Here is a 24,410-nt window from a genome sequence, read left to right on the forward strand (position 1 = left end):
GCGGAGAAAAACCGATGGATGAGTTCACCCGGGAAAAATACGAGGGAGTTTTTGCCGGTGCTGGTATGGAGTTGCCGCAGAACATCTGCAAGAAGTGTGCTGATCTCATGTGGAAGGCACGACCGCCGACAGCGGATCCGCATGATCCCTACAACATGAAACCCGCGAACACTCCGGCGGTGCCCGCACGTGAACGGCCTCCCGAACCGGAGCCGGAGATCTTAGAGTATCACGGGAAAAAGATCACATGTGTATGCAGCAAGTGCGGCGCACGGTTGAACAAAAACGCGGTAACCGCACGGCTGATCTTTGGCGGAGATCTCAAATGCAAGAAATGCGATCCTGCGGGAGGGCTTGATGCAGCATGAACCCGCGTTGGATGTATATCCCGCAACTGATGGATCGGGATTGGTTACTCAAACAAAAGATCTCCGGGAGGTCAGCTGCGGACATCGGGCGAGAGCTGGAAGTCTCGGAGCGAACGGTGAGAACAGCACTGACATATCACAAGATCGCCGCACCATATGCCCGAATCAGTGAAAAAAATCCCGAACTCAAAGAACGTCTGGATCGGATTCAATAACCTTTTTTTAAAAAAAGAACCCGGAATAATCCGAGTTTATGACATCAACCAATGACGTAAAGATGTGTTCAAACGCGACACGGTGTAACATCCCAAGAGACTGAATCTCTGAAGAACCCTGCATACTGACATTTTTTACCGTGGTTGTCGTCCACAAAGCCACCTCCCCGAGTTGAACGGGAGTGTATCTGCTCTGCAGGCAGCAGCATGACCTAACTATGCTAAAGTGGCAAACGCAGAGAGAAGGATTTGAACCCCCAAGACCATCGGATCGGTTGCTTTCAGGGCAACTGCCTTACCATTAGGCTATCTCTGCATATTGCGAGGGGCGGATTTGCACCGTCGGTCTACGGGATATGAACCCGGCGGGATTGACTGACTACCCTACCTCGCAGTGATAATTAGGTAGACCTGACGGTACATAATACCCCCGAGTCCGGCAAAATATTACCCTGAGGTTTTGCCGGATTGTCCCTGTATTATGTGGGGAAAATAGAGAGAATATCCTATATGGAAGGAGAAAACAAGGGAGAAAACATCATTTCTCCCGAGAGAAAAGAGCGGGTTGCCGTTTGTCTCGTTTGTAGCAACGAATGGCTTGCAAGAACTGGAACTGCAAAGAAGCCTGCAAAGTGCCCTGTATGCGGAACGAAGCGGTGTGTGTGGAAAGATGATGCACCAACCGAGCCTGAAAAACACACGGAAAACACACCGGAACACACGGAAACACACGAGGAAAACAAAGAACCCGTAGGAGAAGAGCCGGAGAAAACGGGAGAAATTGAGGAGAAAATCGAGGAGAAAAGAGAAGAGAAAAGGGAAAACAACATTGCGGGATACATCAAGAACCCGGTAACCGAAAAATCGTATCCCGTGAAGAAACACAGCAGCAAGATCACAGATAGAGAAAACGAGGAGAAAACACCGGAGGAGAAAAGCCCGGCGGGCAGCTTTCCTATCGTTCTTGTCGTGGCCGGGCTGGTGGTACTGGGTTGTCTGGCAGGTGTTGGTTGGTTTCTGGGAAGATGTTCGGATACTCGGAACCGGTCTGTTCCGGCAGATTTCCGACCGCCGACAGCGGCGGAAAGAGCAATGATCCGGGTAGGGGTTTGAGATGTTCGGACTTGACAGCATCCCGGGATTCGGCAAATACGTTGCACTCGCCGAAAGAGTGGTCGGACTTGCGGAACGGATTATCACCGAAGGAAAATTCCGCGAGAAATGGTTAGAAACGGGTAAAATCACGGGAACCTTCTCACTGGATGAATACCGGGTAAAGTTTGAGATCGAGGACACGAAGAGAACCGCAATTCCTGCGGAAATCACGGAGGCGGAATAAAATGCACAGGTTAGATCAGATGATAGAGGTAGTTTGTCAAACCCTCGCAGACAAAAAGATGAGACGGAGATTCAAAAAAGATGGAGTGGTAAAAACAGCCTACGCTATGCAAGTAGGATCAGAAAATGTCAATGTGATTGTATCTATCGAAAAGGACACTGGTTACGACGAACTCACCGTAAAAGACCTCAAAAAGATGTCTGCTGATTATTTTTACATTGAAAAAGATGTAGAAAGCGGTGTCACTACTCTGCACTTTGAGGTAAAGGAATGAGCATCATGCAAGAGGCAACCGTAGAGGAGCCGCCGGTAAAGCTGAACCGGAAAGACATCACCGGCGACATCGTCGGAGTGCCCGACTTCAATTTTGATGAAGAAGTCCCTCTCCTTCCCAAGGGAGAAGAGCCGGAGCAGCCCGAAGAACTGAATGCGGTTGTTGGGATTCTTGACATGCTGATCGGCAGCTCCGGCGACCTCCTCAAGGAGTATGACCTCCCTGCCCCGAACCTCACCATCTGGGAGAAGTGGGGAAAGGAGAACCTATCAAAGGCGTTGAACCACTACATGCCTGCCGGAGTTGGTGAGAACATGAGCACTCCTGCAATGGCCGGCCTGATCGGCATTGGTGCGATCCTGATCTGTTTCCTGCCGGTGATTATGGTCTTCATAAAACGGCAGCAGGCACCGCCGCAACAGATCTCACAGCAGCCGGAGCCGGAACCCGAAGAGGAGAAAACCGAGTTCGTGAACACCTACGAAACCCCGCAGCCGGTGGTATCAACTGCGCCGATCAGTGACAAGATGCTCTCTGCGTGGGAAAGAGTTGCGAGGGTCGATAATGGATATTGACCTTCATCTTGACGACCCAACACACCGGATGATCGCAGCCCCAACACGGGCCGGTAAATCCTACTTCGTCGGCGCTTGCGTCGAGCAGATGTATGAGCAGGAGCACCCGTTTATCGTAATGGACGCAAAACATGAGAATCACATCGGCCTGCAAGAGCTGCCGAAAGTCAAAAAAGTCCAGATCAAAGCGGGATTAAATTACGACTGGGACAAGCTCCTTGAGTACCCGTATGTCCTCTGCGTCCCTACTCTCAGAACAAAAACAAGCGAATTTGTAGAGGTTTACCGAGAACTCGCCGACGCGGTTTTCATGTCTCAGGGAGAAAGACACCTCGTGATCGAAGAGGCGCACAACTGGAACAAAAACAGCAGCGTCCCGGATCCGCTGCTTGAGTTAATCGCCCGGGAAGGTGCAGGCCGCCGGAAATATCTCTGGTTTATCACACAGAGACTTCAGGACTTCCCGAAACTCTTGTGGGGACAATGCGGCTATACCTACGTATTCAGGCACAACACGCCGCCGGATATCCGATACGTCGAGAATTTCATTCCGAACTTTACGGAGATCAATCGGAAACTGAACAAGCATGAGGTACTGGAGTGGGATCACGGCTCAATCACTGATGATATTCACATCATCAAAGCCGAAGAAGTCACCCGCAGAACACATCACAGAGGGTAAGATGCCGGGAAGAAGCGTAACACTTGCAAAAGACGTTGATCGACTTGAGCGGCGGATCAGATCACAGATGCACAGCGAAGACCCGGGAAGATATCCCGATCCGATGAAAATATCCCACAATGCAGTATTCCGGTGGATGTGTGACCGGCTTACCTGATTTTGCAGGATTGTCCCCCCATTATCTCTTTTTTTGCTGATTTTTCCCTGTATGATTGATGATTTTGCAAATCTCTATGAGCTGCTTCTTGCCGTAATCACAGCAGTAGCGGCGCTTTACGCATGGATTAAGGACAAACAGGCGAAAAACGACGCGGCATACGCGGACGAAGTTCAGAAGTATTTTGATCCGGCTGATACGACCGTGCAGGCACCGCCGGAAGGAACGCCGAAGCGCTCTTACACCATGTCCGACGAAGTCAAAAGCTTCCTGATCTCCGGCGAGTCCGAAGAGGATCAGAGATCGATGCTGGAACAGGTCAGGGACGCCGAAGCAAAGGATCTCTGCGAATACCGCGTCTCCTATTCCCGAGGATATTACAACATTTCCTACGGTCAAATTGCCGGCGGCGCGAAGTATGCGTGAAATATCCTGCATTTTGCAGGATTGTCCCCCCATTATCTCTTTTTTTGCCGACTTTCTTTCGACTGTTACAAAACGTAACAGCCGGAGAAAAAGAAAATGACAGATTTTGTATCAACGGCTATTAACGCCGCAAAAGTTCCACTCTTTGGAGTGGCAATTCCGCTCGTAATCGGTGCGGTAATTTTCGCAGGTATCAGAGCACTCCTGAAGGTCTGAGGTGATTCATCATGAAGTTTCATGAAAACACAACTCCGCAGGAGATCAACCTGAGCAACCCGGCGGTTGAGCTGGGCAACTCTTCGATCCACGACGCTTACGCGCTTGAGATCAACATCTCCGCGAAGAATGAGACCGGTTCCGCAAAAGTGCCGACTATTCAGGAGTTCCTTTCCGCGTTTGAACAGATCGCGGTAATGTCGGATAACACCCGGTATCATTACGCTCTGACCGGTCTGGACATTGCACGCCGAAACGCTATGACAATGCCGCAGGGCATCCCGTCCCGCGTGCTTGACAAGACATTCACCTCTGTTGCAGATGATGCAACCATGTCTGCATCTTTCGTGCTTACGCTGGACGAAGGCGATCTGATCGCACTTCAACACGACACCGTGACCCTGAAGGCAGCAATTGCAAAACAGATTGCCGTTGATTGTCCGGTCACGGCATGCACGATCAACACGACCATTTTCGAGAAAATCCCGGAGAGTGTTACAGAGATCGTCGGAACTTACGGCGCAAACTTTGAGAGAGCGCTTGAGCCGAAGGTCTATGCAATGGAAAAGACTCTTCCCTCCACAACCGAATTCACGGGATTTTTTGACCTTCCAACCGGTTCACTGCTTAACGGCGCTATGCTTCACTGGACTGTTGCACCGTCTCAGGTCGGTATGATTCAGGTCGTCCCGTCTCGTTCCGAGATTCACCGGGTTAACTGGGCAACTGCGGTTGCACGCGACGAACGCAGACTCCGCACGGCGATGCCGAGCAACACCCTTCTGATGGATTACAACAGCGAGTGGATGCTTAACGCTCTTGGGAAAGACGGGCGCACGTTCAATCGTGGGGATTATCAGATCGCCGCGAAGTCCGCAACTGAGACCAAGCTTCGGTATGTGTCCTTTGAGAAGACTTTCCCGGCAGGTGCCGGCGCGGTTTTTGAGCCGGGCAACAGGTTCCTGTAAGGCGGTGATGAGAGATGGGTATTTTTGACGGTATCATGAGCTGGGGAAGCTCCGTCTTAAACTCCGTCTCATCTTTTGCGTCCAGTGTTTTTACACCGGTTACCAACTTCTTCAGCGGTAACAACAGCAGCGGCGGATCATCGAGCGGCGGAGGCGGCGGAGGCGGCGGTTCCGGCAGCTCTGGCGGTTCTTCTGGCGGCGGTGTAGGTTCTTGGGTTTCTGGTGTACAGCAGGCGTTTAACCGTGCGGTTGAACAGGCTACGAAGCAGGTTGAACAGATCACAGCGGATCTGAACAACACCATTTCAAACATCGGAAAAGGTTTTGATGATCTTGGGAAGAATCTCGGAGACATTACGGCAAACCTCCCTAAGATTTTCGACGCAGAGAAGGCTATCGCGGATGCACAGAAGCAGTTTGATCAGCTGATCAAATCGGGCGGAGACATCCCGGCGAACTTACAGAAACAGTTTGACGATGCGAAGAAACAGGTCGAAGAGAAGAAACGCGAGATCAAAACGCAGACCGACACTTACGCCAAGGACATTGTGCAGAAGGCAACCGCAGCAGCTGCGGCAGCAACACCGGTAGATGTGATGAAGGCAGCTCTGACGCTGAACCCGCTTACAATGCCGTTCGTGATGGCAGCTGAGACGGGCAAGAACGTTCTCAGCGGAACCGGTTTAATCGGGAGTTCCAATGTGATGAACCCGGACGCCGTGTCCGTGAACAAGTCAGATCCGAATCTGCTTTACAATCTGGATTATTCCAATCCGAACGTGCAGTTTTTCAGTAATGAAGTGGACGAGCAGGGCAACAAGTCGAGCACCGGATACCTCGGTCAGTTCGCGAAACCCTTCGCAGTTGCCAATGATGCAGTATTTTTCAATACCGGCGGTATTCGCGGCGGCAGCAATGCACCCGCTGATATGTCAAGCTGGACGGATACGCCCGATTCTCAGAAACTTTATGACTACGGGCTGTCTGGTAGTGTGATCTATTCGTCCCGTGATCTTGACTCAGCCGAACAGGCACGCGTACTTGCAATGTACACTGAAAAGGGATGGTTACCCACTGGTGGCAAGACAGTTACGGAACGTGCGGCAGTAGCCGTTGAGAAGATCCCGGTTGCGGTTGCAGCTGGTGACGGCAAAGTTGTGTACAAAGGTGTTGGCGGCGGAGGGATCGGTTCAGGACTGTTCACCGCAGCGAACGGTAAAACCTACGATCTGAACAACCCGGCAACCGCTCTTAGTGTTGTTGCTGATGGTATCGGCGGAGCACCGGCGGCAGCAAGTGGTTTCGTTGATTCTGTGATCAACACTCGTGACAACTTCATCGGAGGGACTATTCAGAACGTCATGACCGGGAATATCGCAGATCCAACAAATGCACTTGGCGCCGGTGCTCTTGCCGCAGATGTCGCATTACCTCTTGATCTGATCAACGTTGCAAATCTTTGGATGACGGGACGAGGAGATCAGATCACATGGGATCTTGCAGCCGTTGCCGCTCTTGACGCAATCGCAATTGCAGCAATACCGCTCACAGGCGGGGCAAGTTATCTTGGAGTGAAAGCTCTGAAAACAGCCGCAAAAGGTGCGAAGGTTGTAGGATATGGCGGACAGGGAGTACTCGGCGTTTCCGGTTTTGTAGCTTCCGGGGTGATTTAACATGGCAAACTGGTTTAAAATCGGCACCAACGCAGGCACAATGCTGAAAGGAAACACCAAAGCGTATGATGATGTTCTTGATGTGTTTGGAACGGAAGCGAAATACGCAAGGATCGAACCAAATCTCGCGAACATTCTTGAGGCTGAGGCTAAGGCAGCAAAATCGTCCCCGGTCGTGAGTCCAGTTGTGAAGGTTACGGATAACGTGCCGGTGATAAAAACCACTGGTGGCACTACGGTCAGTAGCGGTTTGAAGTCCGTCGATGATCTTGCAGCTGCCGCCGCGAAAAGCAATGCAGACGAGGCGGCAACTAAAATCGTTGCACAGGCACAGAAAAACAGCAGTGTTCTTGGCAGTCTCGGAAAGGTCGCAGCGGCTACCGGTATCGGTGTTCTTGTCGGCGGTGCTCTTGCCTCCGGTTCCTCTGTCGTTCTTGGCGGTGGAGGCGGAGACAATCAGAGCAAGAGCGGAGACGGCACTCTTCCGCCGACCGTGACAACGCGGACGGACGAAAACGGGAATACCTACTATGTCTATGACACCGGAATCGAGGGAGTAGACGAGGCGCTCGGTTGGCTTCAGCAGCAGATCGATGAAATCATTGAGTTTTTGAACGGTCTGCTTGGCGGCGGAGGTTCGGGAGGTTCCGGCGGCGGTCTGGTCGTCACCGATGGGGACGGCAGCACAACCGAAGCAGCTGGAAAGAAGATGAAACTTATCGCAATGGTCGCACTCGTGATCATTCTTGCAGCCGCGTATTTCCTCACGCGGCGGAAAAACGGAGGAACGAAAAAGGGAGGTAAAAAATGAATACAAAAGCGATCACCGAAGCTATCGGGAAGATTTTCAAGTCTGATACCCTTTCCGAGGGCAAAAAGATGACGGAGATCGGGAACGTGATGAAGTCGAGCACCGGAGCGGCTACGGGTGGAGGAACTACCCGGGCGGCAGCTCTGAACCTCGGGAAGTATGGTCTGCCTGCTGCGGGTCTTGGCATCGGTGCGGGTGCTGGGATCGGCGGCGGGGCACTGCTTGCCGGCGCAGGAGTGCAGACGGCTTTCGGACTGGACTTCAGCACAGAACAGAAAGCGGCGGAAAGTAAGCAGAAGATCACCGGCTGGGTGTTCTTTATCGTTCTGGCCGTGGTAGCCCTGTGGTTCCTCTGGCCTCGAATTAAGAAGATGGTGAGTTAAATGGACTCTGAGTTTATTGCACTCATCCTCACCCTTTTTGGAGGGTTCGGCGGAACATACGCGCTGCTTTGGCAGATGAAGGGAGAAATCGAACAGAACAAACGGGAGTTCGCAAAATGCCCGCTGCACTGTAAGGAGGCAAATCATGACTGAGTGTACTACATGCGAGGGTATCCTGTCAGGAGAACCCGGCGGTCTGAAGTGCAAGCTGCTTCAGTATCGAAAGTATCTGATCGGGATTGTGATCGGTGCCGTGATCGTGTTTGTCGCAACGAGAGTCAGGAGGAAGAAATAATGATTTCTGATGAAGTATTTTGTCGAGAAATGCAAAAGATTCACGCAGAAATTGCGGCTATTTCGATCAATAGGGTGACTGGAAAAGATTTACTTATGCAGTTCCCCGAAAATCCCGAAATCATGACCATTGAACCAAAAACGACCATTGTCGCATACAACACGACAATTAACCGGGTATTGATGTATTTTTGCTCAAATGTCCCGGATGGTGTTGTCGTTCGGGTTTACAAAGACAATCAGCTTTGGACATGGAAACAGGACGATAGCGGATCGTTAGAGTTCTTCGGCGGGGTGTATTTCCGTGAGGTCAGAATTGAAGTTGAGAACACGACTAATTACCCGCTTCGTTGGTCGATAAATGCAATCTGGGTGTGATGAAATGGTACATATTCAAGGAACATGGGATATTCCCACAATCGCCGCGACAATCGGGCAGGCACTCATCGACACGGACGACTTCACCGACGCCGATCCAGATGTGACGATGGGAACGGTAGTGAATCACACATCGACGAACACGTATGTCTGGATTACTCCGGGTGTTGCCCTTACCTCACCTGTGGATAATAATACCGCATATTCCAAAGCTGGAATGCGGGTTATTTTCAGTAACAACTGGAACACAGATACTCATGAGCCGAGCGGGACGATTTACAGGGGTTTTGTAAACCTATATGGAACAGCAGCTTATCAGGGTGGGTATAATACTCTTGCTAACATTACATCTCCAAATTCCTTCCCGATATCATTATTCGTCGATAAATTCGGGTTTGTTGGTGTAATTCAGAACAATTACTCTGCGGGAAACCCGTCATTGTTCGCATGTGAGTTTTTCCCGTCTGCATGGATGGAATACGACGATGCACAGAAACCGATCTGTTTCTTCACAAAACACATTTACGACTCGTTCACGAATGGGATAGATTCCACTGGTCAACATGTGACAAACGTAAACAGTGGATATCACTACATCCGCCCGTTCAATGTCGCATATGGAGTAACAGCAGCAGGAAACATGGGTGCATACATGCCCCGCGAAGCGTATCGCAGCGAAGGCAACAACAAGACGATGTTTGACTTCCCGTGGTATCAGAACGATTACAACTCGCTGGTGTATCCGATTGCTCAAACCCGCAGATGGTTCCCTGTTTCCGCTACCGGGGGTCACGCAATCGGCGATATCGTGAACTGGATTGATCCTGATGGCGTCACCGTTCACAAGTATATCGTTGTAGCGGCGACCGCGACGAAATTATACGCGATTGCGTATCAGAACGCGTTCGACTACGCAACCGACGCGAAGAGGTGATCCAAATGACTGAATGGGATGCGTGGTTCTCACAAACTGAAACCGGCACAAAGTCAGGGTTTGCGACCGGTGAGACCCACTCCTCTTTCTGTGCTCCCCGGTATGCGGATGACACAAAGACCCGGACGAGATACGCAAAAGAAGACTCGTGGTTCTCACAAACTGAAACCGGCACAAAGTCAGGATCAGCTCCCGGACAGGAATTTGACAGTGTCCTCAGTGCGACGGAACACGGAGAAAAATCCGGCTTTGCAACCGGAACGAAACGGACAGGATACACGTTCCTGCCGCCGGAGATGTTCACCGAGCGCGACAGGACGCCGAGAATTGGAGTTCATCAGACGGTCACCGGTTACGGTATTGCGGATTGTGATGTGCTGATCTCTGGCAAGCTGGGGATCACCACGGCAGCGAAAACAGACGCACGCGGTGTCTGGTGGGCGTATCTTCCGGTTGACGATTACAGCAAGGCATCTATCCGGTCGTTTGTGGAAAACGGCGGGAAGGTGTACAAGATGCTTGAGCAGACGGAACGCGAAGAGGGCTATATTTGGGATGAGGTGATGCGCTGCATCACGAGAACCGGCAACGGATTCAGGATGATTTCAAGGATGGTATGAGAAATGACAGAAACAGAAGCACCGGCAGAAGTGCCGGAACAGGAACAGCAGCCGGACATGACGCCCGAAGAGATGGCGGCAGTCTGGCAGCAGGCAAAGCAGAACGCGAAGATGATCCTCGCGGAGGCTTACGCAAAAGAACACAGGTGAAAGAAATGGTAGCAGTAAAAGGTTATCACAGGGCCGGGTATTCCGTGAAGGGGCATTCCGTGAAAGGTTATACCCGGAAAGCAGCGAAGACGACTAAGAAAGGCAGCCGCCGGAAGAGAACCCGGCAGGCTTCCCTCTAATTTTTTGGGATAAAAACTTGATAGAAGTGGAATACACGCCAAAATACAAAAATAAAATTAGATGGATGTAATTTATTCTTTTGGCTCATCACAATTGGGACAGTTTTGTCCTTGATTCCCTGCAGGGTCTTGATAACCACATTCAGGGCACACGTATGGTTCATCATCTTCTGGCATTTATGATACCTCTTGTGCGTGCATTGTATGCAACGATTGATCATTACTCGTTATTGTAATTATATCTTCCCATCTTACTAAATTCTATGAACTAAACCAATTTCATGTCAATTATTTTGGTGAAAAAAAGAGGAATGGGATTATTTTGCCTTTGTCCCTCTTGATCTCACGATTCCATTCTCTTTCACGAACTTCGTGATTTTGTCCGGGTGCAAACCCATTTCTTTTCTGATCTCGGAGTTCGTAGCTCCGGCTTTCAGCATCTTCATGAGCTTCTTCTCATCGAATGATTTTCCCGTGGCCGGTATGTATGGTTTGTTACCCGCATAACTCCTCATCCAATCGGGAACCGGTAGACCTTCCCGCAGCAATGGGATCACACGCGGGTACTGTTCCCGTCCCATATCATCAGCAAGTTCGAGGTAATGTACCTCATCAACTCCGTCCGGTGCTCTGCCTTGCAGGGCGTTGGTAACATCTTTGTCAATACCTGCCTTCCTCAACAGGAGCGTGTTGAACTTCCGAAGAGACGAGACATTCACCGGGCGGTGAACCTGCTTCCCGTGTTCTTCCCGATAGTTGTCTCTTCCCGCATCACTTACCCTCTTGCTGATGGTGTCCGGGGCGTTGACATTCCGATAATTCAGAACTGCGTTCTTCATCTCCGCCGGGAAATAGTAGTAGGAAGCTCTCTTCCCTCCGGCGGATACATGCCGGACATCTACCCGGAAGAAGTCGCCGAAATCGTCTATCCGAAGATCGTTTCCTTCCTCTACCTTGTCATAGAGCCGGTTGATCTGCTCTAACCTACCTCCACTGTATGCGGCGATCATAAACACGACCTGTAGCGGGTGGCTCAGTTTGTCGCGGGTAGTGATCAGTTCGTCGAACTCTAAGTTTGTGGTCTTCTGATCCTTCCTGCTTCCTTTCCCGGTCTGCACTTTCGCGGCGGTTTTTGTGAACTGTGCCTTCTCGTATCCGTTGAAGTTCTTGGTTCCCACTCCGTCAAAATAGTTCAGGAATGCATTGAGTGCGTTCTTCTCTGAGGCGTTCATACTTCCACGCATGATCACATCTTCAGGAACATACAACCAGTCCATTTCCCCCAACCGGTTCACGTAGTTGTTGAGGGTTGGTGTTGCGATACCGGACGCATGATAAGCCCGGAACCCCTCTTCTCTATCACGAAAATACTCTGCGACCGACAGACCCGGAGCACCAAGGATAACCTTATTTCCCGCGCGGGATTGGTTATCATTTCTATTTAACTTTCCCGGAGGCTCTGAAAAAAATTTAGGCTCAAATTGCCATCCATTTTCAATTTGGGGCGTGGGAGAGCACCAGACTGAAGATCTGGTTGTCCCCGGTTCAAGTCCGGGTGAAGGCATCCTTTTTGGGTTTATTTTTTTGATATGATTTCTTATTTGATTGCTTTTTTAGCCAATTTCGCATTAACGAATTGGATGAGTAATTAATCGGTAGGACTAAGTGTCTTGGAGAAAATAGGATTACTCAAGATACACATGAGAGGGAGTAAACCTGATCGACGGTTAATAATGGAGCAGAAAAGATCTCGTTTGATCCAAAATGAGAAAACGTCACATTATTCTCAGCTTTCATGTTCATATCTCCATACCACATCGAATGAAATTCGAAATAACGAGCTTCAATATGATGTAAATTTGGAGCAATATCATAGTGTCTGTAATGAAATCAATGTTCTCAGAACAAAAACAGCAATAATGCTCGGTTTTTTGGGAGTAATACTTTCAATCTTATTTGCATTCGCCATTACTCCATCGTATATTCTGACATCTGAATCTCATAGTATATCAGGTATTTTTCCCCAGATGAATTCCCCGGAATTTTTTATTTCCCTGAACAATATCTCCATTGTACCTGATCACTTAATAGAAGGCAGTTCTCAGTCCATATTTTTTATTTGTATGAGTTACATCTTAGTTTGCTTTTCATATTTCGTTATCTTTGCTCATTTACATTTGTGTTCACTTGTGTATGATCCATCAATGTCTCTGGAGAAGTTAATACAGGAAAAATTGACACCCGTACACAAATTTTACTCAGGAATAATAGCGGGTGTTGATATCACATTTATGCTTTGTCTTGGCGTATCTGTTTATTTCGTTGTGACTTTCCTGAATTTTACATCATCTGCATTTTCATCATGGGACATACTCGTTCTTGGTATAATTACATCTGTTATCCTGATCTCATGCCTAACATTGCTGCTAACTCTTATGATTGGCCTATTTCCCCCAATAAGACGTAGATTATTACTTCCAGAGACTAAGACATTTAAAAAAGGGATTTATGCTGTTTTTTTTTGTTGGGCATTGGCATTTGCAATCCCGATGTTAGCATCTGGGGCTTTGATGTTTTTCGCTCAGTATGATATTGGGGCTATTGGATATTGGATAGGGACTACCATTGGACTAATCGCCTATTTCAAAATATTTTTAAAACGAGGTGATATGTCGATCATTTTAGGTGAAATAAGCAATTTTATGAGAAAAATATCTTAATCTATGAGAAATAGTGGTTTGTAGTGTGATGAGCCAATATCTAAATAAGAGTTGTGCGGTGTGATACTGCAAAATAGATTTTCTTCTTTTTTTCTGAAAAATATGTTATATTTGGTGGTTAGTTGGCACAATCTGAAAAAAAAAACCACCACTGGTTCGCCTGCATATATTTTTCAGAAAAAACAGGTTAAAATTTTTTTGACATCACACCACGTAAGTCCTATCTAAAATAGTATTTTTTGAAAAAAATAAAATTATTCCACAAGCAGCAGCATGACGGTCGTCATCGGCTTGTTCAGAACCGTCCCGCCTTCCACCTGTGTGCACTCAAGAACACCGAGGTCCCATCCGGCATTTTTGCAGGTCGCATACACATCGATGCCTGCCGCCTCCATGCTGGGCCGCATTTTCCTGCGGTTTTTGCAGTCTGTGATAACAGCGTCCTCCTCTTTGGCGCAGCACTTTCCGCACCAGCCGCACTGATGGCCGGTGTAGCCGAACGCCTTGTAAAAACCGTCATGAAAAGCCATGTTCTCCAGCTCATACATAATGGTCTGCACATATCGCGTCATTTCCCGGGAGACCAGCCGCTCAGGAGTCGTCTCTCCTACATCGCCCTCAAAGCGGACGAGCAGGGCATGACTGTAACAGTCAAGTACGGCCCGCGTCTCTGACGGCGTCGGGGTGTAGGGTGGGCAGGAGAAACGTCTGCCGAATCCGTTGCAGCCGAACAGGCACTTCATTCTCACCCACTCACCAGTGATCACTTTGTCTGATGAGATGAACATCGCATCTCCGCCTTTTTCTCTGACGAACTCAGTGAGTCTCTGGATCTCTTCGTCTGCTGAATATTTTTTCATTTTTCACATCTCCGTTTCACTGCCTCATCGATGATCGTTGTTGATGAATTGAATTTGCATCCGGAAAAATCTCCGATACGCATGATGTCAGCACGAATGTTTCGCTTTCGCATCTCTGCAATCAGCTTCTCCTCGGAAAACTTCTGATTGAATCCGAGTGTGATGATGTCTGGATCGATCTCTGCAATCGGGCGGTACATATCAACCGTGTCGCCGAGAACTGCATGATCAACGCAGCGCAGACCCTGTATCATACGCAGACGCTGATCTTCTGGAACGATCGGGCGCGGCTTGTGCTTAATGTTCTGCTCTCTTGCAACGATCACCCAGAGTTCGTCGCCGAGTTTTCTCGACTCTTCGAGATAGAAGAGGTGACCGGGATGGAGAATATCAAATGTTCCGGTTGCGACGATTTTTTTCACCCGATTACCTCCAGTGTCCGTTCCTGTCCGTCGCGGTCGAAGCATCGCCAGCTGTCTGCATCGTAGGGATCGCCGACGATGATGTGGCACGGGCCGGTTTCGGCAAAGGTCTGCAGGTCGGCATCTGACGGCCAGAGTGCGCCGTTTGGGTGGCTGTGTGCGGTCCCTGCTATCTGCATGCCGAGCGGTATCATGTCCATGAAGATTGTAGCGCTTGCACTTGTGACCGTTGTTCCCGCAATCGGATACACCGTAGTGATAACGCCTTTTTCTGCGCCGGTCATTACGATGAACTCATTTGGAGCGCTGGATCTCCCCATTTCAAGCAGAAGGTCCAGGACTTCACGGTCAATTGCGCGAACTAACATATTCTATTTATGTTAGCGTGACGGAGAGATAATTATTCACATATGCGCTCAGAGGAGGTTACGGGCTTTGGTTCAGTGGTATGGGAGGGGGAGTCGATCGCCTACACAGTTGTCTACAGCAGCCGGAGGAAATCGTGGGCTGTTGAGGTGAAGCCGGATGGTTGTGTTATTGTGCGGATGCCCCAGCATGTTCCGCCGGAGAAGGTCCGAAAACTTGTGGAGGAGAAGGCTGAGTGGATATCTACGCAGGTGAAGAAGTATCGTTCCCGGGTCGAAATTGTCCGTAATTATATGGATGGGGAGATACTGCCGTTTTTTGGTGCTGAGTATCCGGTTGTGCGTAAAACAGGGGCTGTTTCAAAGGCAGAGTTTTTGGACGATTGTTTTGTAATTACGATTCCGGATTCGTTTGATGCTGATGCGGCCCGTGATGTTTCGAAGGACATGGTTGTGCTGCTGTTCCGGCGGATGGGATTTTCGCCGCTGGAAGAAATTATTGCTCACTATGCACCGCTCGCGGGAGTTGAACCGCCGAAACTCAGGATTCGTCTTCAGGAGCGGAAGTGGGGATGCTGTACGCCGAAGAATGGCATTATTGTGAATGCCCGCGTGCTTCTGGCCCCAAAGATTGTTGCCGAGTATATTGTTGTTCACGAGCTTGCGCATCTCCGGTACCGTCATCATCAGAAAAGTTTCTGGGATGAGGTGGAGCGGCTGATGCCAAATTATCGCGAGGCAGAGAAAATTTTAAAAACAGACGGCTGGAGGTTTGTGTTTTAATATTATGAAAAAAGTTGATCGGAATTGTGGTGAGTGTGGTTTCGTTTGAAAAAAACCGCTCACCACTCAACAGTACACCAACTCTCCAGAGATTTTCTCCGGCACCTTTACGAACCTTCGTAGCGCGTATCGAACTTATCATTCAGCATATGTTCCGTTACAACCGAGCGCTCAGGAACAATAACCTCAGGCCACAGCCGTGTGCCTGAATGAATCGTCACACCATTGCGCAGAACCGACCGCGGCCCAACAACCGTATTATGCTCAATCGAACAGTTATCCCCGATCGTCGTATCAATATCAATAATACTTCCCGAAATTGTCGTGTTCGCTCCCACAACCACGCCATTGTAAATCGACGAGGAAAAGATCTTCGCATTACTCTTAATCATCACATTCTCACCGATACTCGTATACGGACCGATGATCACATTCTCCCCGATCATTGCTCCTGATCCGATAAACACCGGACCAACCACACGCGATCCTGCACCAAGCGTAATGCCGTCACCAAACCGCACAGGGCCCGTAATATGTGCATCCTTCACATTCAGCGTACCAGAAACACTCGTCGATGCATTCTCCTGAAGTTTCCACTTCTCTGCCGCACGCAGCATTGCAGGATTTCCCACATCAGTCCAGTTTCCGCGGGCAAGCCATCCGTTCAGCTGATACCCTTTCTCCATCAGAAGCGGGAACAGATCCTTCGCAAAATCAAACTTCGTACCTGCCGGAATAAATTCAAAAATCCGCGGGTCACACACATAAATTCCGGTGCTTGCAAGATTTGAAAAAATCTCTCCGGGCGCAGGCTTCTCGCGGAACCGGCGGATACGAAGTGATGCATCAATCTCCGCAATACCAAACTCACGCGGATCCTCGATACTGATCAGCCCTATAGACGTAATCGCCGATGAATTCATGTGCTCGCGATAAAACTCAAGAACATTCAGATCCGTCATATGATCTCCGCCCACAACAAGGAACGGCGCATCATTCAAAAACTCCTCCGCATTTTTCACCGATCCAGCCGTCCCTAGCTTCACTTTCTCGGGCACATACGTAATCGTTGCACCGTACAGTGATCCATCGCCCAGAGCCTTCTGAATCTCATCACCAAGATACCCGATCGTAATCACAATATCTGTAAAACCAAGATTTGCAAGATGCGTCACCAGATGAACAATGGACGGACTGTTCGCAATCGGAATACACGGCTTCGGCCGCTCAAAAGTCAACGGGCGAAGACGCGTACCCTCGCCGCCGCACATAATGCAGGCTTTCATATTACCTCTACTATTATGCACTCGTATCTATTGGTTGTATCCTTTCCTGTAATGTTTTTCCGTGGTATTCCATGTGTTCGGTGTTTTCCTGCGAGACGGCGAGCGACCTCGCATTCATGCGCGGTAGCACCCCTGACCCTGCCAAATACAAACATTAGCATGACACAAGTTAGCATATAGCATCTGTATTTATATCACCTGAACATCAACATCAGTAATAGCACAACACACCACAAAAGGTTTCAAAAAGGGAGGTCCCTTAACCTGTGGTGTTCGCCACCGCAGGGGAATAATGGGGCGTTCTCTTTTCTGATATATTTTGTATCGTTTGTGCAAAAAAATGGTGAATTACTATGGATATTGATACTGGTGCGACAGCCTGGGTACTCATTTCAGCCGCATTAGTACTGCTGATGGTGCCCGCAGTAGGCCTGTTCTACGGTGGAATGGTAAGAAAAAAGAACGTCATCGCAACAATGATGCTGTCTCTTACAGCCCTCGCCCTTGGCGTAATCCAATGGATCATCATCGGATACAGCCTCGCGTTCGGCAGTGACATCGGCGGCCTCATTGGAAGCCTCGAATTCCTCGGACTCAACAACGTCTCAATCGACGGAGTGTCCGGAGAAATTCCGGAGATGCTCTTCATCTGTTTCCAGATGATGTTTGCATGTCTGACTCTTGCAATCCTCTCTTCCGGAGTTGTTGGGAGAATTAAAATGTCGGCATTCCTCATCTTTGGTGCAATCTGGCTCACCGTCGTCTACGCACCTCTCGCCCACTGGGCCTGGGGAGGAGGCTGGGCAGGGCAGCTCGGTGCCCTGGACTTTGCCGGCGGAACCGTTGTTCACATCAGCTCGGGATTTGCAGCACTTGCACTTGCTATAGTAATCGGCAAACGCCTCGGCTACGGAAACCAGGCAATGAATCCGCACAACATCCCGCTCACCCTCATCGGTGGAATTTTCCTCATCCTCGGATGGTTCGGATTTAACGCCGGAAGTGCGCTTGCCGCAGACAATCTCGCCGCAAGTGCATTCCTCGTAACCGCAGTGGCTTGTGCTGCCGGAGCCCTCACCTGGATGGCGCTCTCCTGGAAAGGCGGCAAGCCAAGTTCCCTTGGATTCATTTCCGGAGCAATCGCAGGACTTGTTGGAATCACTCCTGCTGCAGGATTTGTGAACGTTGGTGGTGCTCTTGCAATCGGTATCATCACCGCTGTAGTCTGCTATGCAGCCCTCACATGGAGAATCAAGAAACAGCTTGATGATTCCCTTGATGCATGGGCAATCCATGGTATGGGAGGATTTGCCGGAGCAATCCTCACCGGAGTCTTCGCAGTCGCCGCAATCGGAGGAGCCAGTGGACTCATCGAAGGAAACGCCATGCAGTTCGGCATCCAGATACTCGATGCCTGCGTTGCAGCAGCCTATGCGTTTGGGGTAACCTTCGCCCTTGCATGGATCATCAACAAAGTTATCGGCATGCGGGTCAGTGATGATGAAGAGTACGTCGGTCTGGATATAGCCCAGCACGGCGAGGTAGTAAACTAATAATGGAGGAACATTTACCATGAAAATGATCGTTGCAATCATCCGCCCAGAAAAAGTGGATGATGTCGTAGATGCCCTTGAAGCACAGAATATACCCGGAGTTACCATCACCGATGTCCGCGGACGTGGGGAACAGAGGGGAATTTGTCTGCAGTACCGTGCAGGACAGGTGCAGATTCACACGCTCCCGAAGACAAAACTCGAGATCGTGATCCCTGACAAAGACGTTGACACAACCATCAAAACCATTCGTGAACATGCACGCACCGGTAAAAAAGGAGACGGACGTATCTTTGTCCTGCCGGTCGAGGCAGCAGCATGGGTGCGTACTGATGATTTCATCGTCGGTTAACTCCTTAACTTTTTTTCATGTTGGTTTTTTCTGAAAAATACGTGAACTTGTCTGCTGTATCGTATTATGAAAAATGTTGATCGGGTTAGTGGCGAGCGAGATTTGCGGTTTCTTTTTCCCCACCATGCCAAATTATCACTCTTTCGATCGACATTTTTCAGAATACAAAACATTCGCCACCGTGGAATTCCTAATTTTCCAAAACTCAGTATCCCGTTCAACCGCCGCCTTCGAGCAAAGCGGGATGGATTGGAAAATGATACAGAGATAGTCCTTTTTTCAGGAATGATTATATCATTCAGATATCTATTTTCTAATACTAACAAGGGGGTATTGTCATTATGAAAAAATACGGGATCCTGCTGATCCTCTTTATTATACTCTGCTGCGTCGGAACACCAGCAGCAGTAGCGGACGAAATTGAAACTACCGAACCACCAACGGCTCCGCCGACCACCATACAAACAACAGTGCCAACAACACCACCAACGGCTCCGCCGACAACAATACAAACAACAGTGCCAACACCACCACCAACGGCTCCGCCGACAACAATACAAACAACAGTGCCAACACCACCACCAACGGCTCCGCCAACAACAATACAAACAACAGTGCCAACACCACCACCAACGGCTCCGCCAACAACAATACAAACAACAGTGCCAACACCACCACCAACGGCTCCGCCGACAACAATACAAACAACAGTGCCAACACCACCACCAACGGCTCCGCCGACAACAATACAAACAACAGTGCCAACACCACCACCAACGGCTCCGCCAACCACCATAGAAACAACAGTGCAGCCGACCACCATCGAACCAACCATAATCCCCACCCAGCAACAGACAACAACCCCCACCGAAGAATATCAGGACAAACCCATCGCAGGCACCGGCGGCAAAATACCGGACGCACAGAGCCTCATAGATGATGCAGCCGGCAAACTGACACCAACTCCAAGAGAAACAAAAGCCCCGATACTGACACCAGATGGCGAACAAGGCCAGACATCTGAAGTTCAGGAAACCATCACCCCAACACCAACATCAACACCAACATCAACACCAACAGAGACAACACCAACAGAGACTACGCCAACAGAGACAACACCAACAGAAACCACGCCGACAGAGACAACACCAACAGAGACTACACCAACAGAAACCACGCCAACAGCGGCAAGCACAGGAATCACACCAATCCTGGCACCCTCTGAACCCATATCACCACAAACAGTGGGAAGCACAACAACAGCAACCCCCGCAGGCACGCAGTACCTCACCAGCGGACCAACCGAGGCTTACCCCATCTCCGGCGACGCGCGCGAAGTATACCCAAGCGGCACCGCATTCGTCTATGAAAAAATCCGCATCAACATAGCCCCCGGCCAGTACGCAACCTCCATCGTCTACATGAGCAGCTCAGCAAACCCCTCGGCCCTCAACACCATCGCAGCCGACGCAAACGGCATCATCAACCTCATCGACGTATCAGTCGGCGGCTACACAGGCTCCTACCGCATCTACGACGGCGGAACATGGACCGGCACCTACATCTACATCTGGCAGCCTGACATCAGCCTGCGCGGAGAACTCGCCGGCTCCACCGACTCCATCGACGGAAAAGCAGTCAGCAAAAGCAGCAGCATCCACTACCTCATCGACTCCCCCAAAGTCGGGCCATCAGGCATCGGCGCAAAAGCAAACATCATCATAACAACCCCGGTCGGCGGCCAGACCACCATGCTTGGCTACGCAAACCTCGCAAACATCGACATCAACTCAGTGCGCGTAGCAACGCCAGACATCCCGCTCTCCGACCCCACACTCATCGGCGGCACCTACACCGCACGTGCCGAATGGACTGTCCCGCAGGCATTCGCAAACTATGCCAAAAAATCCAACACCATCACCTTCTACCTTGGCAGCAGCACCGGAATCACCATCACCGCATCCGCTGAATCCGTCGTCCGCAGCAACCCCTTCACCGTAACCGTCAGCGGACTCCCAAACACCCCCTACTATATCTCCCTTGACGCAGGAAAAAGTCCGGTGCCTGAACTCATCCCCGGCCAGCCCGGCGTCGTCCGCGGCTCGGAAAACCCGACAGTGAACATGGGCGGAACCGCAAAACCCGCACTCATCCCTGACGGAGCCGCAAATGACCCGAACTCATGGGGCATTGTAACAACGGACGCATCAGGAAAACGCGTCGTTCAGTACTCCACGAATCCGGTGAACAACAAACCGGTCGAAGAAGGAACCTACACCATCAGAATCAACAATGTCGTAGACTACGGTCAGTCGGTCGGAAAAGGAAGTGATTACGACCGCGTGAACGTAAAAATCACCAAAGGCGGCATGACGATCGCAGCAACGTCCGGGACCGGCTCTGGCTCCTACTATCTTGGAGAAGAGGTACGGCTGACTGGAACAAACACCGATTCAGACACCACCTATCTTTTCCTCACCGGCCCGAACCTGAACTCAAACGGCGTAAAACTTGACTCGCCGTCGACGCAAGGCTCCACCAAAGTTGCGGTAAAGTCGGATCATACCTGGGAGTATCGCTGGGACACCAGCCAGACCGGTCTTGACGCCGGCAGCTACACGGTGTATGCGGTCAGTACGATGAACGACAAGTCGCATCTCTCAAGCACGCAGTATGCGACCTACTCGATTCAGCTGAAGCAGCCGAGCCTGAGCACCGGCACGTCAACGGTTGCCGCAGCAAAGGGAGACACGGTGCACATCAAGGGAACGGTGACCGGCAGTCCGTCGTCGGTGGCGATATTTATCTTCGGTCCGAACTATTATGAGCGGAAAACCGTGTCCATCGACAACGGGATGTATGATTACAAGATGAATATCCCGGAGAGTATGGCGACCGGCGAGTATTTTGTGGTTGTGGAGCATCCGATGTACGACGGCAGGTTTGGTGTGCAGGAGATTCATCAGGATGGAAAGACGATTCTGGCGATGGTTGCGCCGAACGGCGGTACTCAGAGTTCGTTTGTGGTGGAGGGACCCGGACGGCTGCAGGGGTCGGCTGCGGCGAATGCGCTGGTAAAGATGCTGGACTCTCCCTACATCGATGATCTGTATACGACGCTGAAGCTGACGGTGCAGGCGCCGTATGTGACGATATCACCTATCGGCAATCAGTTTGTTAGCGATTCGTTTGTGATTTCAGGCAGGACGAATGTTGCGCCGGGCGATAAGCTGCTGGTGGAGGTTTCACCAAGTTCGTTTGTTCCGGCTGGTAAGAATCAGCAGACGTCGGCAACAGGTGTGTCCGGCTCGGTTGTGGTCGCGAAGGGGTCGCCGGATAATGTGTGGAGTTTTGCGGTTGACGGCTCAAGGCTGACGGTTGATTCGTATACGGCAAAGGTGTCGGGTGTTGAGGTTACGGTGAGTGCGTCGCAGGTGTTTGATGTGGTGCAGCGGCCAATTGAGACGCCGACACCGCTGCCGACGACGACAGCGCCGCCTACGACGGTGCCGACGCCTGAGCCAACGGAGTCGGCTTCTGCTGCGGTGTGGTTTGCGGGGCTTTTGGGTGCTGGTGTTGTGGTGATGCGGGTGAAACGCGAATAGCCATGCCTTCGGTCAAACGCGAATAGCGCGAATCACATGCCTTCGGCCTGTTCACCGCTTCGCGGAATAAAAAATCGCCAATGGCGATTTTTAAGATTTTATTTATTTTTAAACAAATTTGTTCGCTCAGAAAAAAGTATAGACAATTTCTTTTTTTGAAAAACCGCCATTGGCGATTTTTTTATTCGCGCTATTCGCGTTTAAAAAAATCGCGTTTTAAAAAAAAAAGATGAGATTCAGACCTGAGCAAGGGCCAGATCGAGGTCGGCGATGATGTCGGCCGCATTTTCCAGACCGATGGAGAGCCGGATGGTATCAGGGGCAACACCGGTGGAGATCTGTTCTTCGGGGCTGAGCTGCTGGTGGGTGGTTGATGCCGGGTGGATGATGAGGGATTTTGCGTCGCCGATGTTTGCAAGAAGCGAGAAGAGCTGGACGCTGTTCTGCACCTTGACCGCTGCATCGTATCCGCCTTTGACGCCGAAGGTGACGATCGGGCCGCCGGATCCGCCAAAGTAGCGGACCGAGTTTTTGCGGGACGGGTGATCAGCAAGGCCGGGATAGTTGACCCATGCAACCTTCGGATGGTTTTTGAGATGTTCTGCAACCGCGAGTGCGTTTTTTGCGTGGCGTTCTACTCTGAGGTAGAGGGTTTCGAGACCAAGCGAGGAGAGCCATGCGTTGAACGGGCTGAGGGTTGCGCCGACGTCCCTCATGAGGGAAACGCGGATGCTTGTCGATACGGTTGCAGGGCCGAAGGCGCTGTAGTGGACGAGGCCGTGGTAGGCCGGGTCGGGTGTGGTGAACTTGGGGAATTTACCGTTGTCCCAGGGGAATTTTCCGCCTTCGATGATGACGCCGGCGAGTGCTGTGCCGTGACCGTTGACATATTTGGTTGCTGACATGACGACGATGTCTGCGCCGTGGTCAAGGGGCTTGACGGTGCCGACGCCAACAGTGTTGTCGACGATGAAGGGGACGCCTGCGTCATGAGCAATTTTTGCGACTGCTTCAAAGTCCGGAATGTCGAGTTTGGGATTTCCGATGGACTCGAAGTAGACGGCGCGGGTTTTTTCGGTGATGGCGTTTTTGAGTGCGGCAAGGTCGTCGCTTTTGACGAACGTTACGGTCCTGCCGAAGTTGGGGAGTGTGTGGTGGAAGAGTTCGTAGGTTCCGCCGTAGAGGTTGTCTGCCGAGACGATTTCGTCTCCCGGGTTGGTTACGGCGAGTATTGCGTAGCTGATTGCGGCCATTCCTGATGCGGTGCTGATGGCGGCGGTGCCGCCTTCGAGTACGGCAATTTTTTGTTCGAATGAACTGTTGTTGGGGTTGGTGAGGCGGGTGTAGATGTTTCCTGCGTCGGTGAGGCTGAAGCGGCCAGCGGCCTGCTCTGCGTCACGAAAAACGTAGGCGGTGGTCATGTAGATGGGTTCGGCACGTGCTCCGGTTGTCGGGTCAGGTTTTTGACCGGCGTGGATGGCGAGGGTTTCTTTTTGGTAGGTTGTATTGGTCATGTTGTTGTCACCAGTTTGTGAAAAAGTTCACGCTGTGAATACAGATATTTTCTTTTGGTGATATATAGGTTTCTTTGGATGGTTGTTTTTTGGAGTTTTGACGAACTGAGAATAAGGTATAAATACGAGCACAGCAAATGATGTATTCACACTGTGAAGTTCACATTGTGAACATGATGGTTGCCAAGTTGGCGGAGTGGCCACGCGATTGCCTGCAGAGCAATTCTACTCCCGTTCAAATCGGGAACTTGGCTTTTCCTGAGAAATCGGGATACCAATGAATTAAACAAACAAAAAATAACATGCCAAGTTGGCGAGATGGGGACACGATTGCCGGCAGAGGTCGG

At 50.4% G+C, this 24,410-nt stretch carries 31 protein-coding genes and 2 tRNA genes; 24 read left to right on the top strand and 9 right to left on the bottom strand.

The genetic code is table 11. From position 1 onward, the window contains the following. Together McpAg1_RS09125 and McpAg1_RS09130 are read left to right on the top strand one after the other, a co-directional pair. Window positions 1-368 (top strand): hypothetical protein (locus tag McpAg1_RS09125; RefSeq protein WP_338095004.1); only part of this gene is annotated, 368 nt, incomplete at its 5' end. Beyond that, window positions 365-583 carry a hypothetical protein gene (locus McpAg1_RS09130; RefSeq protein ID WP_338095005.1) on the top strand — a complete coding sequence of 73 codons (219 nt, stop codon included), beginning with the start codon at window positions 365-367 and terminating at the stop codon, window positions 581-583. The genes McpAg1_RS09125 and McpAg1_RS09130, both read left to right, overlap by 4 nt. A gap of 234 nt (window positions 584-817) precedes the next feature. Here McpAg1_RS09130 and McpAg1_RS09135 read toward each other — a convergent pair. Further along, a tRNA-Ser gene (locus tag McpAg1_RS09135) sits at window positions 818-899 on the bottom strand. A 3-nt stretch (window positions 900-902) separates the two neighbouring features. After that, a tRNA-Met gene (locus McpAg1_RS09140) sits at window positions 903-977 on the bottom strand. A gap of 116 nt (window positions 978-1,093) precedes the next feature. On the opposite strand from McpAg1_RS09140, the gene McpAg1_RS09145 reads away from it, so the two are divergent. From McpAg1_RS09145 to McpAg1_RS09225, 17 genes are all read left to right on the top strand, one after another. After that, window positions 1,094-1,696, top strand: a complete 603-nt coding sequence (locus McpAg1_RS09145; protein WP_338095006.1) for a hypothetical protein — start codon at window positions 1,094-1,096, stop codon at window positions 1,694-1,696. Between the two features lies 1 nt (window position 1,697). Next, complete coding sequence (locus McpAg1_RS09150; RefSeq protein ID WP_338095007.1) at window positions 1,698-1,922, top strand: hypothetical protein; 225 nt, start codon at window positions 1,698-1,700, stop codon at window positions 1,920-1,922. A 19-nt stretch (window positions 1,923-1,941) separates the two neighbouring features. Continuing rightward, entirely contained in the window at window positions 1,942-2,196 is a 255-nt protein-coding gene (locus McpAg1_RS09155) for a hypothetical protein (RefSeq protein WP_338095008.1), read from the top strand. Next, the gene (locus tag McpAg1_RS09160; protein ID WP_338095009.1) at window positions 2,193-2,771 is read left to right on the top strand and encodes a hypothetical protein; all 579 of its coding nucleotides are present in this window, start codon (window positions 2,193-2,195) and stop codon (window positions 2,769-2,771) included. Before McpAg1_RS09155 ends, McpAg1_RS09160 begins: the two co-directional genes overlap by 4 nt. Beyond that, complete coding sequence (locus McpAg1_RS09165; RefSeq protein ID WP_338095010.1) at window positions 2,761-3,453, top strand: hypothetical protein; 693 nt, start codon at window positions 2,761-2,763, stop codon at window positions 3,451-3,453. The genes McpAg1_RS09160 and McpAg1_RS09165 overlap by 11 nt, the downstream gene beginning before the upstream one ends. A 1-nt stretch (window position 3,454) precedes the next feature. After that, window positions 3,455-3,610, top strand: a complete 156-nt coding sequence (locus McpAg1_RS09170; protein WP_338095011.1) for a hypothetical protein — start codon at window positions 3,455-3,457, stop codon at window positions 3,608-3,610. A gap of 51 nt (window positions 3,611-3,661) precedes the next feature. After that, window positions 3,662-4,036, top strand: a complete 375-nt coding sequence (locus McpAg1_RS09175) for a hypothetical protein (protein ID WP_338095012.1) — start codon at window positions 3,662-3,664, stop codon at window positions 4,034-4,036. Between the two features lie 227 nt (window positions 4,037-4,263). Next, window positions 4,264-5,220: a hypothetical protein gene (locus McpAg1_RS09180; protein WP_338095013.1), complete on the top strand. Its 957-nt coding sequence runs from the start codon at window positions 4,264-4,266 to the stop codon at window positions 5,218-5,220. A 14-nt stretch (window positions 5,221-5,234) separates the two neighbouring features. Beyond that, window positions 5,235-6,893 (top strand): hypothetical protein, encoded by a 1,659-nt coding sequence (locus McpAg1_RS09185; RefSeq protein WP_338095014.1) that lies wholly within the window; start codon window positions 5,235-5,237, stop codon window positions 6,891-6,893. 1 nt (window position 6,894) lies between these two features. Continuing rightward, window positions 6,895-7,704: a hypothetical protein gene (locus tag McpAg1_RS09190; protein ID WP_338095015.1), complete on the top strand. Its 810-nt coding sequence runs from the start codon at window positions 6,895-6,897 to the stop codon at window positions 7,702-7,704. Continuing rightward, window positions 7,701-8,087, top strand: coding sequence for a hypothetical protein (locus McpAg1_RS09195; protein WP_338093980.1), 387 nt, complete (start codon window positions 7,701-7,703; stop codon window positions 8,085-8,087). The genes McpAg1_RS09190 and McpAg1_RS09195 overlap by 4 nt, the downstream gene beginning before the upstream one ends. Next, on the top strand, window positions 8,088-8,240 hold the full coding sequence (locus McpAg1_RS09200; protein ID WP_338093979.1) for a hypothetical protein: 153 nt from the start codon (window positions 8,088-8,090) through the stop codon (window positions 8,238-8,240). After that, a complete protein-coding gene (locus McpAg1_RS09205; protein WP_338095016.1) occupies window positions 8,233-8,382 on the top strand; it encodes a hypothetical protein in 150 nt (49 codons plus the stop codon). The genes McpAg1_RS09200 and McpAg1_RS09205 overlap by 8 nt, the downstream gene beginning before the upstream one ends. Beyond that, window positions 8,382-8,759, top strand: a complete 378-nt coding sequence (locus McpAg1_RS09210) for a hypothetical protein (protein ID WP_338095017.1) — start codon at window positions 8,382-8,384, stop codon at window positions 8,757-8,759. Before McpAg1_RS09205 ends, McpAg1_RS09210 begins: the two co-directional genes overlap by 1 nt. A gap of 4 nt (window positions 8,760-8,763) precedes the next feature. Next, window positions 8,764-9,693, top strand: coding sequence for a hypothetical protein (locus tag McpAg1_RS09215; protein ID WP_338095018.1), 930 nt, complete (start codon window positions 8,764-8,766; stop codon window positions 9,691-9,693). A 5-nt stretch (window positions 9,694-9,698) separates the two neighbouring features. Beyond that, window positions 9,699-10,313 (top strand): hypothetical protein, encoded by a 615-nt coding sequence (locus McpAg1_RS09220; protein ID WP_338095019.1) that lies wholly within the window; start codon window positions 9,699-9,701, stop codon window positions 10,311-10,313. 3 nt (window positions 10,314-10,316) lie between these two features. After that, complete coding sequence (locus tag McpAg1_RS09225; protein ID WP_338095020.1) at window positions 10,317-10,463, top strand: hypothetical protein; 147 nt, start codon at window positions 10,317-10,319, stop codon at window positions 10,461-10,463. A gap of 457 nt (window positions 10,464-10,920) precedes the next feature. On the opposite strand, the gene McpAg1_RS09230 is transcribed toward McpAg1_RS09225, so the two are convergent. Next, entirely contained in the window at window positions 10,921-11,880 is a 960-nt protein-coding gene (locus tag McpAg1_RS09230) for an integrase (protein WP_338095021.1), read from the bottom strand. A gap of 912 nt (window positions 11,881-12,792) precedes the next feature. Here McpAg1_RS09230 and McpAg1_RS09235 point away from each other — a divergent pair. After that, a complete protein-coding gene (locus tag McpAg1_RS09235; protein ID WP_338095022.1) occupies window positions 12,793-13,323 on the top strand; it encodes a hypothetical protein in 531 nt (176 codons plus the stop codon). Window positions 13,324-13,577: 254 nt separating this feature from the next. On the opposite strand, the gene McpAg1_RS09240 is transcribed toward McpAg1_RS09235, so the two are convergent. The 3 genes from McpAg1_RS09240 to McpAg1_RS09250 are packed head-to-tail and all read right to left on the bottom strand — an operon-like array spanning window position 13,578 to window position 14,973. Then, complete coding sequence (locus McpAg1_RS09240; RefSeq protein ID WP_338095023.1) at window positions 13,578-14,183, bottom strand: DUF2284 domain-containing protein; 606 nt, start codon at window positions 14,181-14,183, stop codon at window positions 13,578-13,580. Then, complete coding sequence (locus tag McpAg1_RS09245; protein WP_338095024.1) at window positions 14,180-14,605, bottom strand: FAD synthase family protein; 426 nt, start codon at window positions 14,603-14,605, stop codon at window positions 14,180-14,182. Before McpAg1_RS09245 ends, McpAg1_RS09240 begins: the two co-directional genes overlap by 4 nt. After that, window positions 14,602-14,973, bottom strand: a complete 372-nt coding sequence (locus McpAg1_RS09250; protein WP_338095025.1) for a Mov34/MPN/PAD-1 family protein — start codon at window positions 14,971-14,973, stop codon at window positions 14,602-14,604. The genes McpAg1_RS09245 and McpAg1_RS09250 overlap by 4 nt, the downstream gene beginning before the upstream one ends. 42 nt (window positions 14,974-15,015) lie before the next feature. On the opposite strand from McpAg1_RS09250, the gene McpAg1_RS09255 reads away from it, so the two are divergent. Continuing rightward, entirely contained in the window at window positions 15,016-15,753 is a 738-nt protein-coding gene (locus McpAg1_RS09255) for a M48 family metallopeptidase (RefSeq protein WP_338095026.1), read from the top strand. A 107-nt stretch (window positions 15,754-15,860) separates the two neighbouring features. Here McpAg1_RS09255 and McpAg1_RS09260 read toward each other — a convergent pair whose 3' ends face one another. Then, entirely contained in the window at window positions 15,861-17,039 is a 1,179-nt protein-coding gene (locus McpAg1_RS09260; protein WP_338095027.1) for a sugar phosphate nucleotidyltransferase, read from the bottom strand. A 353-nt stretch (window positions 17,040-17,392) separates the two neighbouring features. Between McpAg1_RS09260 and McpAg1_RS09265 the strand changes: the two genes are divergently transcribed. Continuing rightward, on the top strand, window positions 17,393-18,592 hold the full coding sequence (locus tag McpAg1_RS09265; RefSeq protein WP_338095028.1) for an ammonium transporter: 1,200 nt from the start codon (window positions 17,393-17,395) through the stop codon (window positions 18,590-18,592). A 19-nt stretch (window positions 18,593-18,611) separates the two neighbouring features. After that, window positions 18,612-18,944, top strand: coding sequence for a P-II family nitrogen regulator (locus McpAg1_RS09270; RefSeq protein WP_338095029.1), 333 nt, complete (start codon window positions 18,612-18,614; stop codon window positions 18,942-18,944). Window positions 18,945-19,263: 319 nt separating this feature from the next. Here the strand turns inward: McpAg1_RS09270 and McpAg1_RS09275 are convergent, their stop codons facing one another. Then, entirely contained in the window at window positions 19,264-19,779 is a 516-nt protein-coding gene (locus McpAg1_RS09275) for a hypothetical protein (protein WP_338095030.1), read from the bottom strand. Between McpAg1_RS09275 and McpAg1_RS09280 the strand changes: the two genes are divergently transcribed. Next, a complete protein-coding gene (locus tag McpAg1_RS09280; protein WP_338095031.1) occupies window positions 19,751-22,549 on the top strand; it encodes a hypothetical protein in 2,799 nt (932 codons plus the stop codon). The two genes, McpAg1_RS09275 and McpAg1_RS09280, sit on opposite strands and share 29 nt — an antisense overlap. A gap of 236 nt (window positions 22,550-22,785) precedes the next feature. Here McpAg1_RS09280 and McpAg1_RS09285 read toward each other — a convergent pair whose 3' ends face one another. Continuing rightward, the gene (locus tag McpAg1_RS09285; protein WP_338095032.1) at window positions 22,786-24,063 is read right to left on the bottom strand and encodes an O-acetylhomoserine aminocarboxypropyltransferase/cysteine synthase family protein; all 1,278 of its coding nucleotides are present in this window, start codon (window positions 24,061-24,063) and stop codon (window positions 22,786-22,788) included. Window positions 24,064-24,410: the final 347 nt, after the last annotated feature.

The organism is Methanorbis furvi, from assembly GCF_032714615.1.
Classification (GTDB): domain Archaea; phylum Halobacteriota; class Methanomicrobia; order Methanomicrobiales; family Methanocorpusculaceae; genus Methanocorpusculum; species Methanocorpusculum furvi.

Excerpts from the sequence above, each read along its gene's own strand:
- McpAg1_RS09130 (WP_338095005.1), top strand. The coding sequence starts at position 365 with ATGAACCCGCGTTGGATGTATATCCCGCAACTGATGGATCGGGATTGG.
- McpAg1_RS09145 (WP_338095006.1), top strand. The coding sequence starts at position 1,094 with ATGGAAGGAGAAAACAAGGGAGAAAACATCATTTCTCCCGAGAGAAAA.
- McpAg1_RS09150 (WP_338095007.1), top strand. The coding sequence starts at position 1,698 with ATGTTCGGACTTGACAGCATCCCGGGATTCGGCAAATACGTTGCACTC.
- McpAg1_RS09155 (WP_338095008.1), top strand. The coding sequence starts at position 1,942 with ATGATAGAGGTAGTTTGTCAAACCCTCGCAGACAAAAAGATGAGACGG.
- McpAg1_RS09160 (WP_338095009.1), top strand. The coding sequence starts at position 2,193 with ATGAGCATCATGCAAGAGGCAACCGTAGAGGAGCCGCCGGTAAAGCTG.
- McpAg1_RS09165 (WP_338095010.1), top strand. The coding sequence starts at position 2,761 with ATGGATATTGACCTTCATCTTGACGACCCAACACACCGGATGATCGCA.
- McpAg1_RS09170 (WP_338095011.1), top strand. The coding sequence starts at position 3,455 with ATGCCGGGAAGAAGCGTAACACTTGCAAAAGACGTTGATCGACTTGAG.
- McpAg1_RS09175 (WP_338095012.1), top strand. The coding sequence starts at position 3,662 with ATGATTGATGATTTTGCAAATCTCTATGAGCTGCTTCTTGCCGTAATC.
- McpAg1_RS09180 (WP_338095013.1), top strand. The coding sequence starts at position 4,264 with ATGAAGTTTCATGAAAACACAACTCCGCAGGAGATCAACCTGAGCAAC.
- McpAg1_RS09185 (WP_338095014.1), top strand. The coding sequence starts at position 5,235 with ATGGGTATTTTTGACGGTATCATGAGCTGGGGAAGCTCCGTCTTAAAC.
- McpAg1_RS09190 (WP_338095015.1), top strand. The coding sequence starts at position 6,895 with ATGGCAAACTGGTTTAAAATCGGCACCAACGCAGGCACAATGCTGAAA.
- McpAg1_RS09195 (WP_338093980.1), top strand. The coding sequence starts at position 7,701 with ATGAATACAAAAGCGATCACCGAAGCTATCGGGAAGATTTTCAAGTCT.
- McpAg1_RS09200 (WP_338093979.1), top strand. The coding sequence starts at position 8,088 with ATGGACTCTGAGTTTATTGCACTCATCCTCACCCTTTTTGGAGGGTTC.
- McpAg1_RS09205 (WP_338095016.1), top strand. The coding sequence starts at position 8,233 with ATGACTGAGTGTACTACATGCGAGGGTATCCTGTCAGGAGAACCCGGC.
- McpAg1_RS09210 (WP_338095017.1), top strand. The coding sequence starts at position 8,382 with ATGATTTCTGATGAAGTATTTTGTCGAGAAATGCAAAAGATTCACGCA.
- McpAg1_RS09215 (WP_338095018.1), top strand. The coding sequence starts at position 8,764 with ATGGTACATATTCAAGGAACATGGGATATTCCCACAATCGCCGCGACA.
- McpAg1_RS09220 (WP_338095019.1), top strand. The coding sequence starts at position 9,699 with ATGACTGAATGGGATGCGTGGTTCTCACAAACTGAAACCGGCACAAAG.
- McpAg1_RS09225 (WP_338095020.1), top strand. The coding sequence starts at position 10,317 with ATGACAGAAACAGAAGCACCGGCAGAAGTGCCGGAACAGGAACAGCAG.
- McpAg1_RS09230 (WP_338095021.1), bottom strand. The coding sequence starts at position 11,880 with ATGGACTGGTTGTATGTTCCTGAAGATGTGATCATGCGTGGAAGTATG.
- McpAg1_RS09240 (WP_338095023.1), bottom strand. The coding sequence starts at position 14,183 with ATGAAAAAATATTCAGCAGACGAAGAGATCCAGAGACTCACTGAGTTC.
- McpAg1_RS09250 (WP_338095025.1), bottom strand. The coding sequence starts at position 14,973 with ATGTTAGTTCGCGCAATTGACCGTGAAGTCCTGGACCTTCTGCTTGAA.
- McpAg1_RS09255 (WP_338095026.1), top strand. The coding sequence starts at position 15,016 with ATGCGCTCAGAGGAGGTTACGGGCTTTGGTTCAGTGGTATGGGAGGGG.
- McpAg1_RS09260 (WP_338095027.1), bottom strand. The coding sequence starts at position 17,039 with ATGAAAGCCTGCATTATGTGCGGCGGCGAGGGTACGCGTCTTCGCCCG.
- McpAg1_RS09265 (WP_338095028.1), top strand. The coding sequence starts at position 17,393 with ATGGATATTGATACTGGTGCGACAGCCTGGGTACTCATTTCAGCCGCA.
- McpAg1_RS09270 (WP_338095029.1), top strand. The coding sequence starts at position 18,612 with ATGAAAATGATCGTTGCAATCATCCGCCCAGAAAAAGTGGATGATGTC.
- McpAg1_RS09275 (WP_338095030.1), bottom strand. The coding sequence starts at position 19,779 with ATGGTTGGTTCGATGGTGGTCGGCTGCACTGTTGTTTCTATGGTGGTT.
- McpAg1_RS09285 (WP_338095032.1), bottom strand. The coding sequence starts at position 24,063 with ATGACCAATACAACCTACCAAAAAGAAACCCTCGCCATCCACGCCGGT.